General features: G+C 43.8%; 13 protein-coding genes. 4 read left to right on the forward strand and 9 right to left on the reverse strand.

The window, feature by feature from the left end; translation table 11 throughout:
- Positions 1 to 32 precede the first annotated feature (32 nt).
- Positions 33 to 1,205, reverse strand: coding sequence for a TlpA disulfide reductase family protein (locus HMPREF9420_RS06865; RefSeq protein WP_007134804.1), 1,173 nt, complete (start codon positions 1,203 to 1,205; stop codon positions 33 to 35).
- Positions 1,206 to 1,300: 95 nt separating this feature from the next.
- On the reverse strand, positions 1,301 to 1,705 hold the full coding sequence (gene crcB, locus HMPREF9420_RS06870) for a fluoride efflux transporter CrcB (protein ID WP_007134805.1): 405 nt from the start codon (positions 1,703 to 1,705) through the stop codon (positions 1,301 to 1,303).
- A 558-nt stretch (positions 1,706 to 2,263) separates the two neighbouring features.
- Here crcB and pnp point away from each other — a divergent pair.
- A complete protein-coding gene (pnp, locus tag HMPREF9420_RS06875; RefSeq protein ID WP_007134807.1) occupies positions 2,264 to 4,537 on the forward strand; it encodes a polyribonucleotide nucleotidyltransferase in 2,274 nt (757 codons plus the stop codon).
- Between the two features lie 450 nt (positions 4,538 to 4,987).
- Here the strand turns inward: pnp and HMPREF9420_RS06880 are convergent, their stop codons facing one another.
- The 6 genes from HMPREF9420_RS06880 to HMPREF9420_RS06905 form a co-directional block, all read right to left on the reverse strand.
- Positions 4,988 to 7,132, reverse strand: coding sequence for a glycoside hydrolase family 97 protein (locus HMPREF9420_RS06880; RefSeq protein ID WP_007134809.1), 2,145 nt, complete (start codon positions 7,130 to 7,132; stop codon positions 4,988 to 4,990).
- A gap of 183 nt (positions 7,133 to 7,315) precedes the next feature.
- The gene (locus tag HMPREF9420_RS06885) at positions 7,316 to 8,737 is read right to left on the reverse strand and encodes an alpha-galactosidase (RefSeq protein ID WP_007134810.1); all 1,422 of its coding nucleotides are present in this window, start codon (positions 8,735 to 8,737) and stop codon (positions 7,316 to 7,318) included.
- Between the two features lie 34 nt (positions 8,738 to 8,771).
- Positions 8,772 to 10,223: a hypothetical protein gene (locus HMPREF9420_RS06890; RefSeq protein ID WP_007134811.1), complete on the reverse strand. Its 1,452-nt coding sequence runs from the start codon at positions 10,221 to 10,223 to the stop codon at positions 8,772 to 8,774.
- Between the two features lie 94 nt (positions 10,224 to 10,317).
- The gene (locus tag HMPREF9420_RS06895; RefSeq protein ID WP_007134812.1) at positions 10,318 to 11,529 is read right to left on the reverse strand and encodes a SusF/SusE family outer membrane protein; all 1,212 of its coding nucleotides are present in this window, start codon (positions 11,527 to 11,529) and stop codon (positions 10,318 to 10,320) included.
- Between the two features lie 216 nt (positions 11,530 to 11,745).
- Positions 11,746 to 13,485 carry a RagB/SusD family nutrient uptake outer membrane protein gene (locus HMPREF9420_RS06900; RefSeq protein WP_007134813.1) on the reverse strand — a complete coding sequence of 580 codons (1,740 nt, stop codon included), beginning with the start codon at positions 13,483 to 13,485 and terminating at the stop codon, positions 11,746 to 11,748.
- Positions 13,486 to 13,516: 31 nt separating this feature from the next.
- Complete coding sequence (locus HMPREF9420_RS06905; RefSeq protein ID WP_007134814.1) at positions 13,517 to 16,501, reverse strand: SusC/RagA family TonB-linked outer membrane protein; 2,985 nt, start codon at positions 16,499 to 16,501, stop codon at positions 13,517 to 13,519.
- Between the two features lie 250 nt (positions 16,502 to 16,751).
- Here HMPREF9420_RS06905 and HMPREF9420_RS06910 point away from each other — a divergent pair, with 250 nt between their 5' ends.
- Positions 16,752 to 18,413, forward strand: a complete 1,662-nt coding sequence (locus HMPREF9420_RS06910; RefSeq protein ID WP_007134816.1) for a DUF6377 domain-containing protein — start codon at positions 16,752 to 16,754, stop codon at positions 18,411 to 18,413.
- A gap of 236 nt (positions 18,414 to 18,649) precedes the next feature.
- Here HMPREF9420_RS06910 and HMPREF9420_RS06920 read toward each other — a convergent pair whose 3' ends face one another.
- Positions 18,650 to 19,792: a hypothetical protein gene (locus HMPREF9420_RS06920; protein ID WP_007134818.1), complete on the reverse strand. Its 1,143-nt coding sequence runs from the start codon at positions 19,790 to 19,792 to the stop codon at positions 18,650 to 18,652.
- Between the two features lie 110 nt (positions 19,793 to 19,902).
- Between HMPREF9420_RS06920 and HMPREF9420_RS06925 the strand changes: the two genes are divergently transcribed.
- On the forward strand, positions 19,903 to 20,781 hold the full coding sequence (locus HMPREF9420_RS06925; RefSeq protein WP_081457484.1) for a patatin-like phospholipase family protein: 879 nt from the start codon (positions 19,903 to 19,905) through the stop codon (positions 20,779 to 20,781).
- Positions 20,782 to 21,805: 1,024 nt separating this feature from the next.
- Complete coding sequence (locus HMPREF9420_RS06930) at positions 21,806 to 23,131, forward strand: plasmid pRiA4b ORF-3 family protein (protein ID WP_147625642.1); 1,326 nt, start codon at positions 21,806 to 21,808, stop codon at positions 23,129 to 23,131.
- Positions 23,132 to 23,171 lie beyond the last annotated feature (40 nt).

Genomic DNA, 23,171 nt, shown 5'->3' on the forward strand with positions numbered 1-23,171 from the left:
ATTTATGCTTTTGAAATGTTCAGAAACATCGCTTAAAGCAAGCTCTTAATGGATGCATCGATATCCTTAACCTGCACATCTCTCATTCTAACGCTGTTGTCTTTTCCAATAAGGAAGTAGGTGGGGATTTGCTGAACATTATACTGAGAGAGTGTGGGCGAGTTGACACCTGCGTCATCATGCACACTAATCCAAGGCAAAGCAGCCGTTTGAGTCTTCCAGAAGTGCTCATCGGGATCTATAGAAACCTGATAGATTTCAAAGCCCTGGGCATGATATTTGTTATAAAGTTCGCGCAACATCATGATGCGTTTCAAACTGTTTTCATTGGCAAAGACATGGAAATCGAGCATCACCACCTTACCGGCAAGGTCAGACAATCGGCGCACATGACCTTTATTATCAGGCAATGCAATGTCGATGATGCCGCTTTCTTTAACTTTGCTGGCATCAATTTGAGCCTTTTGTTGCTCCGCTTGGATAATACGCACATCCTTCATACCTTGTATTGCGATGTTATGTAGATTCAATCCGCGTTCTGCTTTGGGGTAATACGTGTCCCAACTTGTCGCCACAGCAGCATACACTTTGTTATCTTCCTTGTTATTACGAGGGTTGAAAATCAAGGTCTCTTGATTACCAATTACGACGGTTTGGAATAGTGCAAAGTAGGCAAAAGCCTTCATTGGAGCCTTATAAATGAAGTCATATTTCACCCTGTTTTTATAGCTTTCGAGCAATAGATTGATGTTACTTTCCACTGAATCTACACCGAGAGTAGGACTTGAAATGATGTCATTGATCTGGTGTTGCAAGCCTTGTTGCATGAGCGCGAGCGTCTTAATCTGACTACAATTCTCACTACCTGTGACCTCATATCTTGAAGACATGCGTGGATAAGCAGCCTTAATAGTGACTGTTTCCGTAGAGTCGATGCTCACATTGATGATTTGTCCGGCGATGCGCAGACGATAAAAGTCGGGTGCTTCGGGTGCTTTCTCGCTGAAAGAAAAGGCTCCATCCTCTCCAAGTTTTACCGAATCAACGACTACAGGGCCATTAAGACTCATGTTTTCAAAGTAAAGTGTGGAGTCTTTAGCGTTCGAAATCTCACCATTTACATGGAATTTCTTGTTGTTGCAAGATGCAAAACTCAATGTCACAAGTGCCAATACTGCAACAGAGAAAAGGCTTTTTATCTTCATGATTGTTGTTTTTTCAAGTTCTATATGCAAAAGTACACAAAATTTAGAAAAGTAAAACAGTAAATAGATAAAAAGGTAATAAAACGTGAAGTTTTTTATATCACGCGGGAAAGTGACATCCCTATATAAACAGCTACAATGCCAAGGACGACGCTTCCGCCAGAATATGTGGCGGCTTGCCATAGCTGTTGGGTGCGAAGAAGAGTCAAAGTTTCGTTGCAAAACGTAGAAAAGGTGGTGAAACCGCCACAGAATCCCACCGTAAGAAAGAGTTTCCAACTCTCTGACATGCCTGTACCTCGGTCGGCAAGGCCATAGAAAAATCCGATAAGCAAACAGCCCAAGAGGTTTACAGTCATTGTACCCATCGGGAAAACGGCAAGGAAAGTGCCCTGCAAAAGCTTTGGAAGAAGCCATCGAGAGACTGATCCCAAGGCACCTCCAATGGCAATATAGAAAATCGATTGCAACATATCTTTGGCAAAGATACACATTTTCATGCTTTTATTGCATAAAAAACGCGAAGAAATATCATTCTATTCGGGAAATTTCTCCCTGCAAACAACACAATAAGGGAATAGTATATACCATTGATTTCCAACGATATAAGCCTAAAATAAACCTCACATACCACTTAAATTTTATGACATAGATAGGGAAATCCCCCTTTAGAAATAGGAAAATTCCTCTTGAACGATACAATAAAAAGCTATACCTTTGCAAACAGAAAAAAGGAGAGAGTTATTCGATTTCTCAATAGGTAGAGCTTTTAAATAGGTAAATTGATTTCAGGCTAATGTGAGTAAGGCTCATTCTTTGCATGACTTTCTGCAATGATTGATTGCTGCAAACATGATAAACGAAATGAGTTTTCACAAACATTTCTTTCAAATTAGCTTGATGAAAGACGGCAGTCGCCCCTCAAAGAGAGGGCTGCTGTCTTATTTTATATTTAAAAATGCTGAAAACTTACATTCGTTTTCTTTTGTTTAATATATAATAGGTAACTTTGCAAAGAATATAGATGTTTGACAAAACAATAAGTTATTAAATTTTAGATGAACGTTATTACAAAATCAGTTCAATTGCCTGATGGAAGAACCATCACAATTGAGACCGGAAAAGTTGCAAAACAAGCTGATGGAGCTGCGGTACTTCGCATGGGCAACACAGTGCTATTGGCAACTGTTTGTGCAGCAAAGGATGCAGTTCCGGGTACAGATTTCATGCCTTTGCAGGTTGATTATCGTGAACAGTACAGTGCTGCTGGTCGATTCCCTGGTGGTTTTACCAAGCGCGAAGGCAAGGCGAGTGACAATGAAATCCTAACATCTCGCCTCGTGGATCGTGCACTTCGTCCACTCTTCCCTTCCAATTATCACGCTGAAGTGTATGTACAAGTGATGCTTTTATCAGCCGATGGTGTTGACCAGCCTGATGCTTTGGCCGGTTTTGCAGCCTCTGCAGCCATGGCTTGTTCAGATATTCCATTCGAATATGCTATTTCTGAGGTCCGCGTTGCACGCATTAATGGCGAATTTGTCATTGATCCAACATTCCAACAGATGGCAGATGCAGACATGGATTTAATGGTTGCTGCAACCAAAGACAATATTATGATGGTCGAAGGTGAGATGAAAGAAGTCTCAGAACAAGACCTTATCGATGCTCTCAAAGCTGCTTCCGAGGCAATAAAGCCTATGTGTGAGCTTCAGGAAGAACTCTCAAAAGAGCTCGGAACCAATGTAAAACGTGAATATGATCACGAGATTAACGACGAGGAACTACGCGAACAAATCAAGAACGAGCTTTATCAGCCTGTCTATGATGTAAATAAGCAGGCGCTTGAAAAGCACGCTCGTCACGATGCTTTCGATAAGATCTTGGCCGATTTCCTTGAGAAATACGATGCCGCTCATAGCGATTTGTCTGAAGAAGACCTTGAAGAGAAGCACGCAGAGGCTACCCGTTACTACGAAGATGTTATGCGTGACGCCATGCGTCGTTGCATCTTAGACGAAGGACAGCGTCTTGATGGCCGCAAAACTACCGATATCCGTCCTATCTGGTGTGAGGTTTCACCTCTCCCAATGCCTCATGGTAGCGCCATATTCCAGCGTGGTGAGACGATGTCTTTGTCCACATGTACACTGGGAACAAAGCTTGATGAGAAGATGGTTGATGACGTAATGGAAAAGAGTTACCAACGTTTCTTGTTGCATTATAACTTCCCTCCATTCTCTACCGGCGAAGCAAAAGCACAACGTGGTGTAGGCCGTCGCGAGATAGGTCATGGTCATTTGGCATGGCGAGGCCTTAAAGGTCAGATTCCAGAAGACTATCCTTACACTGTACGTTTAGTCAGTCAGATTCTCGAATCGAATGGTTCTTCGTCAATGGCAACCGTTTGTGCCGGCACATTAGCACTCATGGATGCCGGTGTTCCCATGAAGAAGCCAGTCAGTGGTATAGCAATGGGCCTCATCAAGAACCCCGGAGAAGACAAGTATGCCATACTAAGTGACATCCTTGGTGACGAAGATCACTTAGGTGATATGGACTTCAAGACGACCGGAACACGTGATGGTTTGACCGCAACTCAAATGGATATCAAGTGTGACGGACTATCTTTCGAAATCCTTGAACAGGCATTAATGCAGGCAAAAGCAGGCCGTGAGCACATCCTCAACTGCATGCTTGAGACGATATCTGAGCCTCGCGCAGAGCTCAAACCACAGGTTCCACGCATCGAAGCCTTTGATATTCCTAAGGAATTCATTGGTGCAATCATTGGTCCTGGTGGCAAAATCATCCAGCAAATGCAGGAAGAGACTGGCGCAACCATTACTATCGACGAAGCTGATGGTAAGGGACATGTCACTGTTTCAGCCCCCAACAAGGAGAGCATTGACGCTGCGATGGGCAAGATTAAAGCCATTGTGGCTGTTCCTGAGGTAGGCGAAGTCTACGAAGGTGTTGTCCGTAGCATCATGCCTTATGGCTGTTTCGTAGAGATTCTGCCTGGAAAGGATGGCTTACTCCATATCTCTGAGATTGACTGGAAGCGTCTTGAAACCGTTGAAGAGGCTGGAATCAAAGAAGGAGACAAGGTGAAAGTGAAACTCATGGAAATTGATCCAAAGACCGGTAAGTATAAACTCTCTCGCCGAGTACTGCTTGAAAAGCCCGAAGGCTATGTTGAACGCGAACGCCGTCCACGTCCAGATCGTGGCGAACGCCGCCCTCGTCGCGACGGAGATAACCGCGAAAATCATCGTGGTCGCCGTTTCGAGCATCATGAAAATGAGGAAGACAACAATACCGCTGAATAGTTTCTAACGAATTATTACATAAGTATTATTTAAAGTAGTGCCCTTGCAAATGGTGAAAACCAAATGCGAGGGCATTTTTGTTATATACCCATTAAGAGCAAATCAACCTCTAAAAAGAATGAACAACACAACAAAACTTTCCGCAAAACAACAGACCTTTTCCCAACAATAGCAGCCAAACACAACCCAACCTAACACAACCCATTTCCTTGCGCCAGACAGGTTGCAACCCCATCTGCCTTTATCCCTATTGCAAACACACGCATTTCGCGCCACAAAACGCCCCATTTCATCGAGTGAAATGAATCAAATCATTCCATAAAATCACAGAGATTACAACCTCTTGTGAATCAACCCCTTAGACAACAAGTCCATAAACGCGAGAAGCAGGGACTCAGATGATACACCTGATCCCCGCTTCTTCATGATTCACTCAAATTTACAAAAGTCCTATTTATCTGCTATCAAACTAACAGCAAAGCCTCCACCGCGAGCCATTGTGAGTTTCAACGTGTCGCCACGCTTCACAATCTTCTTTGTGATACGATAGGCTGCAGGGTTCTTTTCATAGTCAGCATTGGGCGCATCTGCATAGATTGTACATGCATACTTACGGCCTTTATCCAAGAAGTCGAGTTTAATCGTACTCTGATGTCCGTTCTGATCGCACTTACCTCCAATGAACCAGTTGTTCGTTCCCTTTGCTTTTCGGGCCACAGTAATATATTGTGCCGGCTCAGCTTCAAGGTATTTAGAGTCATCCCAGTCACAAGCTACGTCACGAATAAACTGGAACGCATCGTCATACTTCTCGTAATTCTCAGGCAAGTCGGCTGCCATCTGGAGCGGACTATACATCGTTAGGTAGAGCGCGAGTTGCCCAACAAGCGTTGTATGCACGTAACTTTGGTTGTTACACCACTTGTTTAACTTCGTCTCTAATATGCCGGGAGTGTAGTCCATGGGTCCCCCCTGCAAACGAGTAAAGGGTAATATCACCGTGTGATAAGGCTCACTACCGCCAAACGCCTCATATTCCGTACCACGGGCACTTTCATTTCCAACAAGGTTTGGATAGGTACGGCAAAGTCCTGTGGGTCGAACCGCCTCGTGAGCATTGACCATGATGTGATGTTTTGCAGCCTCTTTAACGCAATGAAGATAGTGGTTAATCATGCTTTGGCTATAATGATATTCGCCCCGTGGAATGATATCGCCTACATATCCGCTTTTAACGGCGTCATAACCATACTTATTCATGAGCTCATAGGCTTTCTCCATGCGACGTTCATAGTTTGCTGTGCTGGCTGAGGTCTCATGATGCATCATGAGTTTTACACCTTTTTCATGTGCATATTCATTAAGATATTTGATATCAAAGTCAGGATATGGCGTCACAAAATCAAACACATCTTCCTTCCAATGGCCAAACCAGTCTTCCCAACCGATGTTCCATCCTTCGACAAGTACTTGCTGAAGTCCGTTCTTTGCGGCAAAATCGATGTAACGTTTCACGTTGGCTGTGTTCGCCGGATGAAGTCCATTAGGCTTCACTTTCGTGTAATCTGTCTCACCAATATGCACCGAAGGGAGGTCAAAAGTGTAACTCCATGGCTTGCCACCTGCTATCATTTCCCACCAAACTCCACAATATTTTGTTGGGTGAATCCAGCTGGTATCGGTCAACTTACAAGGCTCGTTGAGATTCAAAATAAGATTACTTGCCAACATTTGGCGGGCATCATCGCTGACAATCACCGTGCGCCAAGGCGTATTAAAGGGTGTTTGCACATAGGCTTTATTGCCTACTGCGTCGGGCGTTAGCCAGCTTTCAAACACCATATTCTTATCATCGAGGTCAAGATGCATGGCAGGATAGTTCACCAAAGCAGCCTCATGAAGATTGATATAGAGTTCATCGGCCGTCTTCATCTGTAGAGAAGTCTGCACGCCTGTAGGCGAAAATTGAGTCTGAGAGGAGTTATCGGTGATAGCAGCCTTCATCCGTTGGCGAATCTCCGATAGCTTACTGATTTGTGTTTCGTATTCCTGTGTGTCATAATCTCCAGGAATCCAGTAGGCAGTATGGTCTCCTGCCATGGCAAACTGCGTGTGTTCACGCTTCACAATGAAATAGTTTAGCTCGTTTTGCTGTGGAAATTCATAGCGCAATCCCATGCCATCATTGTATACACGGAATCGAATCACGATGTTTCTCTTGCTACTTGGCTGGTTAAGATCTACTTCTAATTCGTTATAATGATTGCGAATCGTGGCTGTTTCGCCCCAAACGGGCTTCCAAGTTTCGTCAAATGTCGACACCTTATGACTGGTTTCGTTGAATCCTGCCAATAGATCGGTTTCGTTCATCCCCTTACTTGCGTGCTTATCGCGCTTGAGTTCGAGTCCTAATTCCGATTGCTTTATAACGGGTTTATGCTTATAATCTAACGTATACGTAGGCACACCACCCTCTTTTAAGGCAAAAGTGAGGACGACATTCCCATCGGGTGACTTCACCGTTTGTGCCTTTACGTTCGGTGAAAGCATGAGGAGGATTGCTCCAAGAGCAATGCTGTTCTTGATTCGTTTCATATCTTTTGATTACTGTTTCCTAATTAAATTTCAGTAAGTTCAACTCTCTTTTGCAAAGCACAACACTGGCTTTACATTGAAAATGAACAATCTTTTATCCTTTATCGTAGGCAGAAGATGCCATAACAAACCTATGGCTATCTCTGCTATTGAGTGATAACTATATTATTTTCTATTGAGATGTCAACGACTTTTCATTGCTTTCGTCAGATGAATCACCTTGCATGCATGTGGCGCAAGCGTTACTTGATAGGCCTCATCGGGTCGTTCGTCAGTGTGTTTCCACATGTCTCTGATGTGCCATTTGCCTTTTAAGCCGAGCTGACGAAAGTCTATTTGTCTTACTTGGGGCGTGTCTTCGCGATTGAAAAAGCCTATAATCCAACTGCCATCTGTAAGCTTTCCTGCCCAAATCTGACTGCGAACATCGTGGTGATCAACAGATAAAGGTTTGCCAACAAAACGCTCTTTGTTGAGTCGAAGCAGTTCTTTATTCTGATAAAATGACACGCGATTGCCTATCGACGAAGGGCGATCAGCCACTGCAATGGGGCCACCGGCGAGCAATTGTAACGAGATTACGCTCTCCATTTCATTGGCATTGGCAAACGTATTGAGCCGAGTGAAATCACCATCTAAGATGATTTTGTCCCTGCCTGATAGCGAAGACCAATAGATAAAGCCATCAAACATGTTGTCATAATTGGGCCATGTGGGAAAGAACTGACCGCGATGAGCTGCTGAAAAGTGCTTCCAGCCACCATCACCTGTGTCGGCTACCACCCTAATCATATTGCCATAGCGTGCTTCAAGCATAGCTTTTTCATAGAGATGTGGCATCACCAACGACGTGAAAACACCGTATTTACGGGCTGCTTCACAGATATATTGCAACGCCAACTGATAGGAATCACGACCATATCCACGGCCAACGCGCCCCATATTTCGGTCAAAACCATCTTCATACCAACTCAGAAAATCCATCCGAATGAAGTCAACACCAAGGTCATGATAGTGTTTGAAGAAGCCATCTATATAGGCTTTGGCTCCCGGACGCGTAGCAACGACCCACGAAAACCAGCGATCTGTTGTGTCTTTATGAAGCACCTTGTCGCTCGAACGATAACGAAGATCGCCAATAGTAACATCTTTTGTGCCTCTGACATGAACCGAATCGTCGCCATGAATCCATAGAGGATTGTCATAAACACCCACTTTCAGCCCCTTAGCCTTACACTTCTTGATGAGCTCTTTGAGTGTAATGCTGCCGTAACGCGTCATATATGGCGCGCCGTTTTCAGCCAACATAGGGATAAAACCATCGGTACATATCATCTCATAACCATAGGGTTTGAGGTTTGTTGCAACCCAGTTTATAATAGAATCCCATTGCGCTTGCGTGATGTCTATATGCTGTTCACCCGCCTTTTCCTTTAACCAGCAGTGCTCATATACGCTCCAATAGAGGGGCGCTCGAAGCGAATGGTTGGCCGATAGCCTTTGATTTGTTGACGAGGAAGGCGCTCCTTCCCCGTCAATCACGTGGCCTTTAGCAGGCAAGACCACGAGAATCAAAGCAATCAATAATAACAGGTTGTATTTCATTACTATGCACCCAAGTCGTAATCTCTAAGCCTTATCAGTTTGCTTTCGTTAACTTCACAATCTTACAACCATGAGAAGGCACTGAAGCTTCTATCTTTTCACTGACCTTTCCCTCGTCTGCATGCTTCCAAAGATCACGCACATTCCAAGTTCCAGTGAGTCCAATCTTTGAGAGTTCTAAGCTGCGTAAGGCTGTATCTTCACTGCGGTTGAAGAGTCCAATGACCCAACTTCCGTCCTTCATCTGGCCATACCACATCTCACCATCAGTGTTCCAAAGGTCTCGAGCGACTGGTTGTCCGACGAAACCATCCTTTTGTAATGCCAAGAGTTCAGCGTTCTGGAAGAATGAAAGGTCATGACCTGTCGGCATATCTGTAGCTGCAACTGGGCCACCGGCCATCAAAGGAAGTGACACAACGCTCATCTTCTCATCGTCGTTTGCATAAGAACCTATGCGAATGAAGTCGCCATCAAGACGTATTTTCTTGCGACCTGAGATCTTAGACCAGTTGACAAAGCCGTCGAAAGCAGTTTCTGAGTTTGGCCAACCGCCACGAATATTACCGCGATTGTTTTCAGAGAAGCGGAACCATCCACCCTTTAAAGCGTCTGCATCAATACGAACCATGTTGCCGGCATACTTTTCTATGATGGCATTATCTTTCAAATGAGGCATTACAAGCGATACATATACACCATATTTCTGGGCATATTTGCAAATCCATTGCATGCCACGAACATAGTTTTCGCGTCCATATCCCTTATCAATCACGTCAGTATAGTTCATGCCATCCTCGTACCAAGAGAGGAAGTCCATACGAACGAAGTGCACACCTAAGTCTGCATAGTGCTTAAAGAAGCCCTCAAAGAACTGTTCTGCGCCTGGATGTGAGGTGTTAACCCACCAGAAGTAGTCTTCTTTTTCAGGGTGAAGAACCTTATCTGTCTTAGGATTGAAGCGCAAACTACTAACCTTTATCCCGTCTGTTCCAGGGATAACAGCGTCTCCATTGTCGTAATGCAGCCAGAAAGGACTGTCATAAACGCCGAGCTTTAAGCCTTTGGCACTCAACTTTGCAACGATATCTGAGAGACGAACTTCAGGAGAATTGTTGTCTTTCTGGGTGTGACTATAACGTGTCATATAGCCATTCTCACCACTCATCGATGCAAAACCATCGGTCACAAGCATGTCATAACCATAAGGTTTGAGGTTAGTGGCTACATAATCAATGGCTGTATCCCAATCGTCGGGGGTAAAAATGTTAGGAAAAGACCTTGCTTGTTCCTGGTCATACAGGTTGCCATAGAGACTCCAATAAAGCGGAGCATAGTCCATTCCGGGTTTTTCGGCAACAGGAGTAAGCCCAATTGTCGGATCAGTTTTATCCACTGAAAGGTCACTTGTGACGTCCCATTCGTTGCTGTTACAGCCAGAAAGCAATGTTGCGAAAGCCAAACTGGCAAGAATATACTTTTTCATTTCTTTTCGTTTTGTTTGAATTGTAAGGGAGAGAGGCTGTGCAATGTCTCATGAAAAGGGGCAAAACCTCTCTCTACTAAATACGTTCTGTATATCAAGCACCAAGATATTCAACCTTAATCTTATGCGTTGTCATGTCTACAGTGACCTTATACTTACCGGCTTTCTCTACCTTCCACTTGTTATCGGGTGTGCCTTTGTCTTCACTTCCATAAACAATGTCGGCAACAGAAGCACCATGTTCGTTGATGACAGCACCGCTTTCCTTAGCCAAGAACCAAGGCTTTGAACCACTGAAGCCGTCTTTGTTGGGGGTGAACTTCAACTCACCAACCTTCAATTCGCCTTCAAACGTAAACAGATGGTCACCTGCTTTTGTCATGGTTACAGGGTTCTCAGCCGACCATCCGGCACTCGTTGCATCACCAACCATATAGAGAACTTTCGTATCCCATTCAGTAACAACAGGAATGTTTGGGTCAAAGTGGGCCACGGTTATCTTCTTATTGGTCAGGTCGAAGACAAGTTTATAGACACCAGCTTCGGTTACTTTCCACTTATTATCCTCGCCGCCTTTCACCATTCCGTCTTTAGAAACGCCCTCATGGTTAAGAGTTACGCCTGCTTCGGGAGCCTGAAGATAGTTAGACCAGGCTGGAATGTCGGTCTGATCAAAGGCAACTTTGAACTCGCCTTCTTTCAAAACACCTTCATAAGTGAATTGAAGTGGGTTGTCAGAGGTCTTTTGGAACTTCTCCATCCCCGCCGGGTCATTGTTCCATCCCCATGGCGTTGCATCACCAATAAACGTGAGCCATGCTGAGGTGAGAGGCTTTTCAGGTTCTGCACCCTCATATTTTACCTCAATCTTTCGTGTCTTTAAGTCGAGTGAAAGCTGATAGATTCCAGCCTTAGTCACCTTCCATTTCAAATCGTCTCCACCCTTACGGATGTCTATTCCGTCTTTAGCTACACCATTAGCACTAATCTCAGTGTTGGCAGCCGGAGCGTAAATGAACAGTCCTCCCCAATCACCTTTAGCCAAAGGGAACTTCATTTCGCCCGCCTTTAACACGCCATGATAAGTGAAAACATATTTATTTGAAGCGTCACGAGTTAGTTCAAACGGGTCGCTTATATTCCAACCTACGGGCGAAGCATCGCCAACCATGTAGACATGGTCAACCTTTAACGGCAACTCTTCATCGATAATGACGATATCTTTGTCGTCTTTGCATGACTGAAACAGCATTGGCATGAAGACCGCTGCAAACAGAATCAATCCATATTTGAATAGTTTTTTCATATCACAAAAGTTTAGTTGTTTTTATTTCTTAGTGAAGTAGTGAAGTGATTTAGGTCATTTTATCGTGTGATTTGTACCATTTCATCGCGCAATTTGCGCCATTTCATCGTACAATTTGCATGAAATCATAGCCTCGTTGACGAGGGATTGGCTCACACGGAGCCTACCTCCCTCTGTCTCAGAAACTTACTTCAAAACATCATGTGTGTGTGTTTATTATCTGCCGGATTCGTAACCAGGATTCTGAACGAGGTGTTTGTTGGCACCAAGGATATCAGGATGCAATGGGAAAATCAGCGTGTGATTGTCTGCATCAGCATCTTTGTCCCACCAAGAGTCAAGGAATTTGCCGAAGCGGATAAGGTCAACACGGCGTCGTCCCTCTGCAAAGAACTCACGACCCCATTCATTCAACATCTCTTTCATATCGAGATGAGCACTTCCTTCGGGTGCATAGAGCGCCGTAGCCCAGTCGGTTGACGGATAGTTGCGCTTGCGAACACTGTTCAAAAGCTTAGCAGCAGTGACCGCATCTCCCTTGCGAAGTTTGCACTCTGCAAGGCTATAGATAATCTCTGGCAAGCGAATCTCGGCATAATCTGCTTGCGTTTGGCCTGCATCTCCATCGGGATAGAGAGGATATTTCACGAACATCCACCCGGAGTTATCATCCCCGTTTTCGAGTTTACTGTCGCCCGATGCGAGCCATCTATCACCATCCATGCCACCAAAACGACCCACAGCATCGCGCAAGTCGAGTACAAACTTGCTGTTATGATCCATTAAATACTGAGTATGTCCCTCATCATCGGTGTACTGAATCTTGCCATATACGAACATACCTTCACGCTGACTGTTGCCTAAGTTGCGGTATTTCTTCAGACGAACATCTGATGGATAGTCCTTGAAACGGGCGATAGGCATACCCAATTCGAAATGATATGGAGTGCCATCTGAATTGAAACTGGGTGAACAAGAGTATTTAATGTTGTGGCCACCAGCCTTGTTTTTCTTGTCATGTAGCCACTCGTTAGACTTTGCAGGAACTGTCCACATGTACATATCTGCCGAATAATGCCAGTGAGAATACCCCGGAGCACCTGGGAAACCGAAGATAACTTCATCGCAAGTTTCGTTGTTCCAGTCGAAAGCGGCATCCCAACGATCGGCTACTTTGTAAACACCATATTTGCCATCAAGGATATCTTGTGCCACCTTTTCACAGTCGTTGAAACGCTCTCTGCCTATATAGGTCTTTGAATTGAGGTAAAGACGCACAAGCAATGAAGCCGCACCAGCTTGTGTCCACTCGCCTTCGAGATTCTGATTACCGCCGAGTGAGGTCTTCTTTGATAGCTCAGGAATAGCTTCTTTGAGTTCTGTTTCGATGAAATCATAAACTTTTTGAGGTTCAACCTGACCCTCAGAATTCTTTGAAGTGTCATAATAGCTAACCGCAAGTGGCACATTTCTGAACGCATCAAGCAATCGAAGATAGAACCAAGCACGCAGAACGCGGTTCTGAGCCTTTAGGTTATTGAACTCAGCTTCACTGAAACCAAACTGCCGGGCAGAGCGTTTCTCCAAGTCTTCTATCACGAGATTAGCTTGCATTATGCCTTGAAAGCAGCCGTTATATTCGCTTTGTGCCTCTCCGTTTGTAGTCAACCACTTGTGTCGATGCAGTCGAGCCCAGCGGCCACCATCGTCCCACCAGTCCTCACGTGTAGGCGTTATGAGCTGATCGGCAGTCTCTTCATTGAGTACTTGACGGCTTTGTATGCTCCAATATCCATGCTCAAAAGGACGTAAGACGGCACGAATAACATCTTCCTTTGTATTATAATAGTTGCCAGAGGCTACCTGGTCGTAAAGTGTTTCGTCCAGATTAGTGCAACTGGATAGGCCAGAAGCCGCCAGTAAAGCACTTGCCACATAAATAAAAGTCTTTCTCATATTGAAATGAAAATAATAGGTTCGTAGTTTATTAGAAATCAATTTGCATACCAATCATAAACTGACGGGTAGATGGGAAGTAAGTACGTGAACCCGTAGCACCAGGATTTAACCCATTCAACTGATAGTTAGAAGGATCTATTCCCGAGAACTTTGTGATGGTGAATAGGTTGCTTGCCGTTGCATAAAGACGTATAGCATCAACGTATTTCTTATTCAAATTCAACGTATATCCAAGGTTTATAGACGATAATTTGAGGTAATCGCCTGGCTCAAGGAAGTAATCACAGACGATAGGATTCTGCGAAATAATCTTGTTTTTGCTATAAGCCTTGTCCATAACATTGCCTTGGAAGTTCTTCGTTCCATAGTAGAAATCGTGAATATTGAAGATATCAAAGCCCAAAGCTGTTTGGAAGAACAACGAGAGGTCAATGTTTTTGTAACGGAAAGTGTGGGTCATTGAACCTGTAAACTTAGGAAGTCCGTTGCCAAGGAATTGGCGATCATCGTCTGTTGCATTATCTGCGAGCACCTTATCTCCTTCTTTGTCATAGACAATCCAACGGCCTTGTGGGTCTACTCCGGCATACTTTAACATATAGAAACTACCGATACGGCGTCCCTTTTCGATACGTTGTAGCGTGTGGAATGGGTAGGGATCCTGTGGACTTACTACGTCATAGTAGTCTTGTCCCTCAAAGTTGTTGTTGCTAAAGCTAACAAACTTGTTGCTCATTGTAGCGCCAATGACATTCAAAGAGTAACTGAAGTCTTTGGTCTTTACAGCATTCCATGTGATATCGAACTCGAAACCACTGTTGCGCATGGTACCAACGTTGACAAAAGTTTGGTCAAACAAGTAAGGAGGGATAGACACTTTGTAGTCTCCCAAGAGGTCTTGTTGCTTGCGATTATAGTAGTTGAACGAACCAAAGAGCTTGCCACCGAAGAGTGTCCAGTCAAGACCAATGTTCCAGTTCTTGCCTTTCTCCCAACGAAGATTAGGGTTAACGTTCTTTCCTGGGCCCCAAACCTGGTAATACTTACCATTATATATATAGTAGCCGAAGCCCGACATAGTGTTCAAAGACTTATAACTGTCGAAGTTTTGATTACCAGTTACGCCGTAGTCTGCACGCAGTTTAAGGTCTGTAAGCCAGCTCTTTGTCTCCTGCATAAAGGGTTCATCCGAGATACGCCAACCGAAAGAAACAGCTGGAAAGTTACCCCACTTGTAGTTCTTACCAAACTTTGATGAGCCCTCATGACGCAAAGAAGCTGTCATCATGTAGCGACCTTTCCAGTCATAACTAACGCGTCCGAAGAAAGCGATAAGCTTATTGTCGTTCATATAAGAACCCATGTCGACCTCACCCTCGTCTTTTGCAAACGTACCTGAACCGAGGTTGTTGTCTTCCAAAGCGTCATTGGGGAAGTCTTTATTACTTGCATTCAACCCCGAATACTTGTTATATTGATACGAGTAGCCTGCCATGACCTTTACATTATGGTCACCAAACGAGTTACTATAATTCGTTATCCACTCTAAACTGTGTAAAGAAGATTTGGAGTAATCCTGAGATGCCTCACCCGTTCGACCTGATTCAATAGCTAAAGTGCTTGTAGAAGGGCGGAACCATTGATTGTAATTGTCATACTGATGGTCTGCAAACGTGAGCTGAGTTGTCAGTACTTGCTTACCGGGATTGGTCAAAAGAAGCGGGAAGAGATTGAGTTTTATCGTACCATCCCAGTCTAACAGCTTCGTTGTTCCCGTATGCTTTTCTAACTTTTCCATTTCAACAGGGTTGTAACCTGCCATCTGTCCTTTGAAGTTATAATATAAGTTTGGCTGATGAGGGTCCATGATTGGCGTCGTAGGATTAGCCTCAATAGCGTTCCGAAAGACGTCCCACTGCGCACCTTTTCTATATGCTATACGTGGCGCTACATTGGCATTGAAGGTAAACAAGCCACTCTTCGTGGTATGGTTTACAGAGAAACGTGCGCCATACTCTTGGCGACCAGAGTATCTATCAACACCCTTTGCATCACGATAATCAATAGAAGCGCGATAGTTTGAACGTGCGTTTCCACCGCTTAATGTTAGTGTATGCTGCGTGCGTACACCCACTCTACTTACTTCTTTCAGCCAATCTGTCGAAGCACCAAGGTCATAACCAGTACCAGAAGCCAATCGATTCGCACGGTATTCATCAGCATTTAACATGTCAAGTTCATGCTTAATAACATCAAAAGACACGTTACCATTGTAAGAAGTATGCAGCACTCCATCGCGTTCTCCCTTTTTAGTTGTGACGAGAATCACACCATTTGAACCACGCGTTCCATAGATAGCACTGGCTGCTCCGTCTTTAAGTATGTCGAAACTCTCAATGTCATTGGGGTTAAGATTCGTCAAATTACCCCCTACAACACCATCAATTACGATCAAAGGACCAAGCCCTGCAGCACGTGAAGAGACTCCACGTATCTGAATACTTGCCTCATTATTCGGGTCACCTGCACCCGTATTGGTAATTGAAACGCCAGGAACCTTACCCTGAATCATCATGGAAGGGTCTACACTTGCCACACGAGTGAAGTCCTTAGATGACACATGTGACACCGCAGAAGTAAGCTCTTTCTTGTCCATAGTGCCATAACCTATCACGACAACTTCACCGAGATTAGCAGCATCATCGACAAGTTTCACGTCGAGTTTTCCTCGTCCATTCAACGCAATTGTCTGTGTTTTATACCCTAAATATGAAATCTTTAAGGCGGCGTTTCCATTCTTAACTTTCAACTTGTAAGCACCTTCGATGTCGGTAACCGTACCATTTTGTGTACCGTTCTCTACAACGCTGGCACCGATAATAGGCTCTCCGTTGGCGTCTTTCACAACACCTTCAACAGAGAATGCATTCTGTGCAACTCCTATAAGAGGTATGCACATCATGAAAAGAATAACAAGAAGTCTACTTGTTAATCGGTTGTTAGAATTCAGCATAATCTTAAATTTAGGTTTCTTTTAATTTACTTTTTCGCAAAGGTAATGTATTTTGAACCTAAATCTGCTTGTTAGTAGGGTGCAAGTAGATTGTAACAAAATCATTATTTGCATAAAGTGTTGATTCTCTTGATATTATAAAATTTATTAAATTCATTCAAGTAGAACAACAAAATATAATAGATTTCATTACTTTTGCTATAAAATGACCAAATCATTTGTTTGAATAACAAATAAGAGACATTATATAATGCACAACAAACTAATGCTATTGACATGCTTACTCATGGGATTTCTTCCCATGAAGGCAGTAGTTAATGACCATCTTATCGACCGATTGGATAGCATATTAAAGCTCCAATCTCTGCAAATTGAAGGCAAAGAACGAGAAATAAAGACGCTAAAGACAAGATTAAATCACGAGAGAAATGGACTCCAAAAGCTTCAACTCTGCGACCAACTTTATGAAGCTTACCATGTGTTTCAATTTGATTCAGCCATGACTTACGTAGAGAAGGGACTGCAACTTGCCAATAATTTACATAATAAAACCTATTATGCCGACAACCTTATTCATAAGGCTGAGCTGCTGGCTATCGGCGGATTATACAATGAGGCACTGCAAACCATCGAACTTGTAGACACAACAGACCTCAGCAGACGACAGTTTTTCAACTATTATTTGACACATTTCCGCATCTATTCCTACTGGAGTGACTTCTGCAACGATGCCATCTATGCTCCTCGTTACCGCCAATATGCACGCACAAATCTTAGTCTTGCCATGCCTTTTCTCGATAAAACAGACCGCACTTATGAGTATTATCAGGGCGAGTATTGTGGCTATATTCTCAATAATCCAATAGAGGCGCAGCAACATTATCTTAAGGCTATTGCCATGACTCCAGAGAATTCACGTGTTCATGCCATGGCATGTTTCGCCTTAGCCTGTACATATTCGGCCCCAAATGAAATCTCTCTTTACGAACGTTACATTGTAATGGCATGCATTAGTGATGCCCGTAGTCTGACCATGGAGAACCTTGCACTCCAAGTTTTGGCCATGTATATCCTCGAACACGGCCATGGTAATCTCGACATTGCAGCCGCACAACGTTATATTAACATCTCTCTTGAGAACGCAAAGTTCTATAACAACCGCCTACGTATTCTCGAAATATCCGACCGCTTGCCTGCCATTGTCGATAGTTATCAGGCACAACTCAGTGAACGCAACACCAACTTGCGCAACACTCTCTTTGCCATTTCGCTGTTGGCTGTATTCCTTATCGCTGCCGTTGGCTTCATTTTCAAACAAAACAGCCGTCTAACCCAAAGCCGACAAAAGTTACAAGAGTCCAACAACCGACTCTCTGAAATGAATAAAAGACAAGGAAGCCTCAACGAACAACTGCATGATCTCAACGAGCAATTAGTCAAAACGAATAAGAAACGCGAAGGACTCGTGCGCTTATATATTGACCTTTGTTCTCGATATATCAACAGATTAAAGAAGCAACAGACGCTCGTGAAGCGAAAAATCAAGGCTAATCAAGCCCAAGAACTACTCAGTCTGTTGTCTTCTGAGCGTCTTTCCGAAGAGGATGCAGCTACATTTCTCTCGCGCTTTGACCGCGCTTTCCTCGACCTCTACCCTACCTTTCCTCAGGAACTCAACGCACTTCTGCTACCCGATTGCCAGATAATACAACCCAGTTCGCATGCAATGACAACCGAACAACGCATCATGGCACTCGTCCGTTTGGGTGTAAACGAAAGCGCAGAAATAGCAAACCTGCTCTTCTACTCCCCACAAACCATTTATAATTACAGGTCGGCTATCAAGGCAAAGGCTATACTCAAAGATCCGTTTGAAAGCGAAGTGGCTAAGTTATGCACAGTGATTGGATAGTATTTTCGCACCAAACATCACCAAATGCCTATCACTTTTCTTCATGATATAGGGCTATAAAATGCAGACAGCATAAGCCCTTAGCGAATGATTTCTTTGCTTTTAAACACGATGAAATGGCGATATTTTGCACAAAACACGGCAAAACTCATCAACATTGCACACAACAAAGGTCAGCATCAGCAAGCGAATGATTACTCGTTTGCTCCACAACAAACAACAACTTCAGCCCCGTTTCAACCTATTTCCTTTCGATAGCAGCGGTGTCTACGGTGTTGTTCGGCATCAAAATATTGCCATTCACTTTGCACAGCAGTATTCGTTTCCATCTGAGGCATGGCTTCTGCCCACTTAAAACCATAGGAATGAACACACTGAATGAGGTCTTTAAAGATGAGCGCATTAGCTCCTTTGCGCCGATATTCAGGCAAAACACCAATGAGAAGTAAGTCTACTGTGTCGGTCTTATGCCACTTTAATACGCGCAACAACGGCCACCAGCCAAAGGGAAATAACCTCCCATCGCGTGTCTTTTGCAAGGCTTTAGAGAACGAAGGGAATGAAATTCCAAAGCCAATCATCTTGTTATCACGCTCTTCATCGACAACCGCCGTGATGAGATTTAAGTCGGCTTTCTTGATGTATTCATTCACTAAGCCGCTGATTTGCCTATCAGAAAGCTCCGAAAAGCCATATAAATCCTTATAGGTTGCATTGAGAATCTCAAACAATTCGCGTCCCATTCCGCCGCGAACCAACTCTTCTCGTGTGAACTTATGGGTGCGCAGATGATATCGCGAGGCTATCATCTCTGCCACTTTCTGCATCTTTGGTGGCACAACTTCTGGGATTTTGATGCGATATTCCAAATAATCGTTGTCCTTACGGAAGCCTCCATATTGCTCAATATGACGCGGATAATACGGAAAATTGTAGTTAATGTACATCGTAGAAAGGTGATTATACCCTTCAATAAGCATGCCTTCGCGATCCATATCCGTGAAACCGAGTGGTCCTGCAATCTCTGTCATGCCCCGTTCACGCCCCCATTGTTCTGCCACATGCAACAAAGCAGCCGATACTTCTACGTCATCTATGAAGTCAAACCAAGCAAAACGCACCACCTTACTATGCCATTTTTCATTGGCACGATGGTTGATAATGGCTGCAATTCGGCCCACCATACGCCCTGATTTGAATGCCATGAAATAGCAAGCATCGCAACATTCAAACGAGGGATTGCGGTCTTTGCGCAGTGTTTTCATTTCATCACCGTACAAAAATGGCACAGCCTGTTTGCAATCGCGATATAAATCATAATAGAATTGAACGAATTTCCTCAAATCATTCAAGTTCCTTACTTCTTTAATCTTTATCATAGCACGCCTTAGTTATATCTATATTTTAGACTACAAAAATACCAATTATTTCTGAATTAATATTTATCTTTGTCGCAAGAATCTTCATTTTGAAGGTAAAAGATACGGATATGACAACAACAAATGACACAAAAATAAAAACAGGTCTTGTGTTAGAAGGAGGTGCTTTGCGTGGACTCTACACGATGGGCATTGTAGATGTGCTCATCGAAAACAACCTTCACTTCGATGGTTTGATTGGTGTTTCGGCGGGAGCAGCCTTTGGTTGCAACTACTTAAGCCGCCAACCGGGTCGTGTTTTGCGTTATAACCAGCGCTTTTCTCATGATTGGCGCTATTGCAGTCTACGCTCTTGGCTACGCACAGGCGACCTTTTCGGGGCCGAATTTGCCTATCATCACGTGCCACAACAGCTGGACCGATTCGACTTTGAGACGTTCAAGGCCAGCCCAACCGACTTTTATATGGTCTGCACGGATGTCGAAACTGGTCGTGCTGTCTATCAAAAGGCCGAACAAAAGATGTCTATCGACGAGCTATGCGAATGGATTCGAGCCTCAGCTTCCATGCCTTTAGTGTCACGAATCGTTGAGATTGGTGGGCGAAAGCTGCTCGATGGCGGTGTGTCTGATTCGATTCCTTTGCGCTATTTCCAAGAAATAGGCTTCCAACGCAACGTGGTTATTCTCACACAACCACGCAATTACGTGAAACAGCCCACATCGTTCATGCCCTTAATGCGCCTTGCTCTGCGCAAATATCCCCACATGTTATCAGCCCTAATGCATCGACATGTGATGTATAATGCCCAACTTCGTTATCTCGAAGAGCAGGAAAAACTCGGTCAAACGCTTGTTATTGCACCAGAAAGGAAGTTGAAAATCAACCATACTTCGCATGACCCTGCAATCATGCAAGAGGTATATGACATGGGAAAACAGCAGGGATTGGCTGAGCTCAACCGCATAAAAGCCTTCCTCTTAGCATAAACTTGTGTTGCTCTTTGCCTTGTTCTACGCATAGATTATCCCGTAAAAACAGGGAAACGAGGCATACATTATACCATTTATTGCCCCATTTTGACGAATGATTCACATCATTTCGTGTGCCCTTTGCAATCAAGCGCATGACAACCCCACAGCTATTACGCGCTTAAAGTACAACGCCAACGGCATAGAAACGCACAACTCACCCAATGCCCCCGCTCACGCCATGCGATTTACCAAATCACTTCTCAAACAAAATAAAATTGAATGACGACATGAAAACATTGCGTTAATAATTCAAAAAAGCAGGAAAAGGGATAAAAAATAAAGGTTCAGAATTAGTTTAACAAAAGCCTTCGCACAACGAGCGTATTTGAAACGTAAAGTCCTCTCCCTCAAAATACCCCATGATTTTCGCGGTTTTACAACCTTCTATCAATCAAACACTTATACATATTGACCGAAAACATCGTGCAATATTACATACATTTAAGTTGTAAACTGAGTCATTTCATCGTGCGAAATGACTCATTTCATACGACAACAAACGTCATTTCATAACACAATATGAACGATTTTATTTCTAAAAACATGCAAATGAGGAAACAAAACGACGAAAATCACAACTTCTTTCACCCTAAATTGTGATTTCTTTACAATGAAATGGGCCAACCAAGAGACTTTCATGAACCCATCATTTCTATTTGGCGATTTCATAACCCCCTGTTTTTCGGCCAATAAACTTTACATCTCCACACCGCACCTCCCTTCGCATTAAACTACATTTTAGGCTTAAGAATTTATACTTCTGACACTACGCATTTTACAAAAGTTATCCAGCCGCAGTAAAATCCCCTATAAATAGGGGATAAAACCGAGTGCTGAAAAAAGACTACAAGGCCCAAAAAGGCCTGTAATAAAAGCCGAAAACTTTATCTATAGACCCTATTTTTGTATGGATAACATGCGTTGTTATCTCGAAATTTATGTTATATTTGCATACAAGACAACATTTATTTTTGTGCATATGGGCAGGAAGTACTTCATAAATTACACCACTGACCTGTTCGACTTCATAGAGAAGAACCGTTCAGAACTCATTAAAGAGAAATTGTTGTCTGCCTCAAAAGCACGTGAATACAGCGAGTTTGTCATCAACTATGCAGCAGCCAACGCCGCAGCTGATGTGCTTCGGTTGCGTCTTTCGCTTGAAGACATTTGGCATTGTAACCTTTCTATGTCGCGAAAGTTGGCTAAACGATTGGCTGAAGCGCCCGAGTTGAAGGCAAACAAGACCGCAAAACATTTCCAGAAACTTTGTGAAATAGTGCAGGTTCAGGCCGAAAAGGCCATGAAAGAAGACATCAAGAAGGCTGTGAAGACACGCCCTGTGCAAGACTTTTTCAAGTTAGTGGCCAAGCAAGCTGGGGGTGAGCAGCTCACAACGGCTGATATAGAGTCGGTGCTTTCGATGCTTCACGACGCGTCTTCCAACGACAATGAAGAGCTCAGGATAGCCAAAGAGCGTCCCTTCCATGGGCAAACCATAGGCCAAGACACCTCTTCTCATCCCCTTTTGGGTAAGCCGTTGTCTTATTTTTCGCACCCCAACATTGATGAAGAAGACGAAGAACGTTGGACCGAAGAACTTACACCTGAGCATGAAGACACTGAAAACACCGATGAAATCGTTGAAAATCTCAACGTCGATGATTATGATTGGCAGAATTTTGACGGCTGGGTAGAGCACCCAATGGCTACATATAAGCCCGTGATGCACGTGTGGAAATATCGCCTTCGCATTGTTCTTGACACGATAAAACCACCGATATGGCGCGAGATTGAAGTCCCTTCGTCGATTACCTTGACTTCCATTGCGTCAATAATCCTGCTTTCTATGGGCTGGGCGGAAGAGCATTTACATCAGTTTATCATGCGAAATGGACGACAATCTACGTTTTATGCCACTTCGATTCATGAGATAATGGAAAGCCGAATGCAACCCGAGACAAAGGATGGACGCCAATATTGCATTGCCGATCTGCTGAAACAAAAGGGCGATTCGGTTACCTTTGAATATGATTATGGTGATTGTTGGTTGCACACGGTAACGCTTTTGGCCGTCAACGAATATGGAGACGAGAAGAAAGAAGTGAGTCTTCTCGGTGGCGAACGTGCGTGTCCGCCGAATGATTGCGGTGGAGTGCCGGGCTATCAACGCCTTTGTATGCTCATGGAAAAACCGGCTTCGCCCGATGCTTTGAATGAAATGGAGTGGTTGGGCTTTAGATATGACCCCGAGTTATTCCCGCTAAAAGAAGCTCAAAAGATAGTAAAGCGCTGCAACCGATAGGTCTTCTAAATCACGATTCTTATTTTATCAGGTTTTATAA

Source organism: Segatella salivae DSM 15606, assembly GCF_000185845.1.
Classification (GTDB): Bacteria; Bacteroidota; Bacteroidia; order Bacteroidales; family Bacteroidaceae; genus Prevotella; species Prevotella salivae.

Bases quoted from the DNA above. Each gene is read 5' to 3' on its own strand.
- pnp (WP_007134807.1), top strand. From the start codon at position 2,264: ATGAACGTTATTACAAAATCAGTTCAATTGCCTGATGGAAGAACCATC.
- HMPREF9420_RS06930 (WP_147625642.1), top strand. From the start codon at position 21,806: ATGGGCAGGAAGTACTTCATAAATTACACCACTGACCTGTTCGACTTC.
- HMPREF9420_RS06910 (WP_007134816.1), top strand. From the start codon at position 16,752: ATGCACAACAAACTAATGCTATTGACATGCTTACTCATGGGATTTCTT.
- HMPREF9420_RS06865 (WP_007134804.1), bottom strand. From the start codon at position 1,205: ATGAAGATAAAAAGCCTTTTCTCTGTTGCAGTATTGGCACTTGTGACA.
- HMPREF9420_RS06885 (WP_007134810.1), bottom strand. From the start codon at position 8,737: ATGAAATACAACCTGTTATTATTGATTGCTTTGATTCTCGTGGTCTTG.
- HMPREF9420_RS06890 (WP_007134811.1), bottom strand. From the start codon at position 10,223: ATGAAAAAGTATATTCTTGCCAGTTTGGCTTTCGCAACATTGCTTTCT.
- HMPREF9420_RS06905 (WP_007134814.1), bottom strand. From the start codon at position 16,501: ATGCTGAATTCTAACAACCGATTAACAAGTAGACTTCTTGTTATTCTT.
- HMPREF9420_RS06880 (WP_007134809.1), bottom strand. From the start codon at position 7,132: ATGAAACGAATCAAGAACAGCATTGCTCTTGGAGCAATCCTCCTCATG.
- HMPREF9420_RS06900 (WP_007134813.1), bottom strand. From the start codon at position 13,485: ATGAGAAAGACTTTTATTTATGTGGCAAGTGCTTTACTGGCGGCTTCT.
- HMPREF9420_RS06925 (WP_081457484.1), top strand. From the start codon at position 19,903: ATGACAACAACAAATGACACAAAAATAAAAACAGGTCTTGTGTTAGAA.
- crcB (WP_007134805.1), bottom strand. From the start codon at position 1,705: ATGAAAATGTGTATCTTTGCCAAAGATATGTTGCAATCGATTTTCTAT.
- HMPREF9420_RS06920 (WP_007134818.1), bottom strand. From the start codon at position 19,792: ATGATAAAGATTAAAGAAGTAAGGAACTTGAATGATTTGAGGAAATTC.
- HMPREF9420_RS06895 (WP_007134812.1), bottom strand. From the start codon at position 11,529: ATGAAAAAACTATTCAAATATGGATTGATTCTGTTTGCAGCGGTCTTC.